This is a genomic window from Streptomyces sp. NPDC059010, assembly GCF_042740355.1.
Taxonomy (GTDB): domain Bacteria; phylum Actinomycetota; class Actinomycetes; order Streptomycetales; family Streptomycetaceae; genus Streptomyces.
Genome location: NZ_JBHYJA010000003.1, coordinates 203,343 through 207,076, shown reverse-complemented (window position 1 = coordinate 207,076; position 3,734 = coordinate 203,343). Strand labels below are relative to the sequence as shown.

Annotated in this window: 3 protein-coding genes; 1 reads left to right on the top strand and 2 read right to left on the bottom strand. The window is 74.0% G+C overall.

Features of this window, described 5'->3' with window-relative positions:
* Positions 1-131: 131 nt before the first annotated feature.
* Positions 132-863, bottom strand: a complete 732-nt coding sequence (gene hemQ / locus ACFWYS_RS04650) for a hydrogen peroxide-dependent heme synthase (RefSeq protein ID WP_384763255.1) — start codon at positions 861-863, stop codon at positions 132-134.
* A gap of 5 nt (positions 864-868) precedes the next feature.
* Positions 869-2,329, bottom strand: coding sequence for a protoporphyrinogen oxidase (gene hemG / locus ACFWYS_RS04645; protein ID WP_384763253.1), 1,461 nt, complete (start codon positions 2,327-2,329; stop codon positions 869-871).
* Between the two features lie 160 nt (positions 2,330-2,489).
* Between hemG and ACFWYS_RS04640 the strand changes: the two genes are divergently transcribed.
* A complete protein-coding gene (locus ACFWYS_RS04640) occupies positions 2,490-3,536 on the top strand; it encodes a DUF4349 domain-containing protein (RefSeq protein WP_384763250.1) in 1,047 nt (348 codons plus the stop codon).
* The last annotated feature ends 198 nt before the right edge of the window (positions 3,537-3,734 follow it).

Below are 3,734 nucleotides of genomic sequence, written 5' to 3'. Positions count from 1 at the left end.
GAGTCTTCCCCTGTGAGATCGCGCGGCCCGCCCCACTCACCGCCTCCCCCCCCGCCGGGCGGGGCGCCCCCCCCCCCCCCCCCCCCGCCCGGGGGGGGGGGGGGGGGTGCGGCGCACTTCGAGGAGACCTCTCAGGCGAGCCCGGCGACCAGCTCGGCCACGGACTTGCGACGCCCCGTGTAGAACGGCACCTCTTCGCGGACGTGCATCCGGGCCTCGGAGGCCCGCAGATGGCGCATGAGGTCGACAATGCGGTACAGCTCGTCGGCCTCGAACGCCAGCAGCCACTCGTAGTCGCCCAGCGAGAACGAGGCGACCGTGTTGGCGCGGACGTCCGGGAAGCCGCGGGCCATCTTGCCGTGGTCGGCGAGCATGCGGCGGCGGTCCTCGTCGGGCAGCAGGTACCAGTCGTAGGAGCGCACGAAGGGGTAGACGCTGACGTAGTTGCGCGGCGTCTCGTCGGCGAGGAACGCCGGGATGTGCGAGCGGTTGAACTCGGCGGGGCGGTGCAGCGCCATGTTCGACCAGACCGGCGTGAGCGCGCGGCCCAGCCTGGTGCGGCGGAAGAGGTTGTACGCCTCCTGCAGCTGGTCGCTGGTCTCGGCGTGCCACCAGATCATGACGTCGGCGTCGGCGCGCAGCCCGGACACGTCGTATGTGCCGCGGATCTTCACGTCCTTGGCGGCGAGCTGGTCGAACAGCTCCTGGACCTCGTCGGCGTAGCCCGCGCGGTCCTCGGGGAGCACGTCCTTCAGCTTGAAGACGGACCAGAGGGTGTAGCGGATGACATCGTTGAGGTCCTTGGCCAGCTTGCCCTTGTTCGGGATCCTGCCGGACTCGGTGGTGGAGGCGTCGTCACTCATGTCACCTATTCTCCCGCTCCGCCGTGCAGACTCTGCACCGGGTGGGCGGTGAGCTCCTCCACGGCGCTCAGGTCGCCGTGGATCTGGTCCACCGCGGCGTACGCGCTCGCGATGCAGGCCGGGATGCCCACGCCGTCGTACTGCGCGCCGCACACCGCGAGGCCGGGCAGCTTGGCGACGTGCTCACGGACGCGGGCCACGCGCGCGTGGTGGCCGACCGGGTACTGGGGCAGGCCGTCGGTCCAGCGGGTGACGCGGGTCTCCAGGGGGGTGGCGTCGAGGCCGGTCGCCGCCTTGAGGTCCTGGCGTGAGACGTCGACGAGGTGGTCGTCGTCGCGCTCAAGGATCTCCGTCTCGCCGTACCGCCCGACGGAGGTGCGCAGCACCACCACGTCCGGGTTCTCGTCGGCGATCCAGCCCCATTTCTGCGAGGCGAACGTCGACGCCTTGATGGTGCGCCCGTCGACCGGCGGCACCAGGAAGCCGCTGCCCGGGGGGAGGTCGGTGCCGGTGCGGCGGTAAGCGAGGGTGACCAGGGCCATGGAGGCGTACTCGATGCCGGCCAGCTCGGTGGCGGCCTCGGGGGCCTCGGCGCGCAGCAGGCCGGCGGCGGCCGGGGCGGGTACGGCGACCACGACCGCCTCGGCGTGCAGCACCCGGTCGCCGGCGACGACGCGCCATCCGGCCGGCGCCTCACGGCGCAGCTCGGTCACCGGCGCGCCGGTCACGATCTCGCCGCCCCGCGCGCGCACCGACTCCGCGACCGCGAGGGGGAGTCGGCCGACGCCGCCCTCGATGCCCATGAACACCGGCCCGGTCTGCCCACCCGCGGCGGCCCTGGCCTGGATCTCGCGGACGGCCTCGGTGAGGGAGTCGTGGGTCAGCGCGGCCTGGTAGAGCTGCGGGACCGCCGAGCGCATCGAGATGCGGTAGGCGTCGCCCGCGTAGACACCGCCGAGCAGGGGCTCGACCAGGCGGTCGACGACCTCCCGGCCGAGACGCGCCGCCACGTACTCACCGACCGCCGCGTCGTCCCCGATCTCCGTGCGGGGCAGGTCGGCGTCGCGCTCGATGCGGGCCAGGCCGGCCTCGGACAGCACTCCGGCGAGGGCGGACGCGGTGCCGGGGACGCCCATCACATGCCCCTTGGGCATGGGGCGCAGGGCACCGCGGGTCCAGATCGAGGCGGTCGCGGTGGCGGGCGGCTGGAGGCGGCCGGCGAGGCCCACCTCGCGGGCGAGGGCGACGGCCTCGGGGCGGCGGGCCAGCATCGACTCGGCGCCGAAGTCCGCGCGCACATCGGCGATCCGGCCGGGCAGCAGCTTGCCGCCGACCCGGTCCGAGGCCTCCAGCACGGTCACGCGCCGGCCCGTGTCCAGCAGGCGATGCGCCGCGGCGAGCCCCGCGATGCCGCCTCCGATGACGACGACCTGGCCCGTTTCCGTACGAGTCTGTGCTTCGCGCATGTCCACAGCCTCTCAGACCCCACTGACAACCGTCCGCGCCCCGGTGTCCTGCACGAGTCCCGACCGTGACCGCATCGGGACCGTTTTCCGCCAACGTTCCGCCGCACCCCCGCGTCGAAGAAGCATCAGTCGTCACGACGACCCTCGGGGGTACGCCCACATGCGCGCACAACGCTCCGCACGACCCGCACGACCGGTACGACCAGTCCAGGCCCTGGCCGGCCTGCTGCTGGCCGCGGCCCTGACGCTCACCGGCTGCAGCGCCGCCGACGACTCGGGCGGCGGCGACAGCAGCGTCGCGAAGGACGAGGCCGCCCAGGCGGCGGAGCCGCAGGCGAGCGCGCGGGCGGGCGCCCCGGGCAGCGGCTCCGGCGCCGACCGGGCCTCCTCGGCGCCCAAGGTGACCGCGAGCCACATCATCCGCACGGCCTCGCTGACCGTGCGGGTCAAGGACGTACCGAAGGCCCTGGACGAGGCCCGCGCCACCGCCGAGAACGCGGGCGGCTACGTCGGTAACGAGACCACGACAAGCGACGACGAGGGCCATGAGCACACCCGCGTCGTGCTGCGGGTCCCCGTCGAGCGGTACGCCGAGGTCCTCACGGAACTGGAGGGCGCGGGCAAGCTGATCGAGCGCAGCGCCAAGGCGCAGGACGTCACCGACCAGGTCGTCGACGTGGAGAGCCGGATCAAGTCGCAGCGCGCCAGCGTGGCCCGGATCCGTGAGCTGATGGACCGGGCGACCAAGCTCAGCGAGGTGGTCACGCTGGAGGGCGAGCTGAGCACCCGCCAGGCCGACCTGGAGGCGCTGCTGGCCCAGCAGACGTCCCTGAAGGACCGCACCGGCCTGGCCACCATCACCCTCTCCCTGTCCGAGACGCCGGTGAAGAAGGCCGCGAAGGACGACGACCCCGGCTTCCTGGACGCGCTCGCGGGCGGCTGGGACGCGTTCGTGACGATGCTGCGCTGGCTGGCGGTGGCGTTCGGCGCCGTGCTGCCCTTCGCCGCGGTGGCGGCGCTGATCGTGCTGCTGTGGCTGAAGGCCCTGCGGCCCCGGCTGCCGCGCCGCGCGGCCACGGCGTCCGCGACGACACCGGGCCCGCTGCCGACGCCCTACCCGGCACCGCGCCCCACGCGCGCGGGTGACGGGAACGGCGGCGGACAGGGCGGTGCGCAGGGTGACGGGCCGGGTGGCGGGCAGGACTGAAATGCCCGGCGCTCGTAGCGTGTTCGCATGAGCATGAGTGCTGCGAGGGCCGCGACGGGTGAGTCGGTTGTGTCGGGTGAGTCGGGTACGCGAGAGCGGCTCGTCGTGATCGGGGGCGGGGGGGGGGGGGGCGCGGGGGGGGGGGGCGGGGGGCGGCCGGCGCCCCGCGCCCGCCCCGGCAAGATCCTGTGGGGGGTT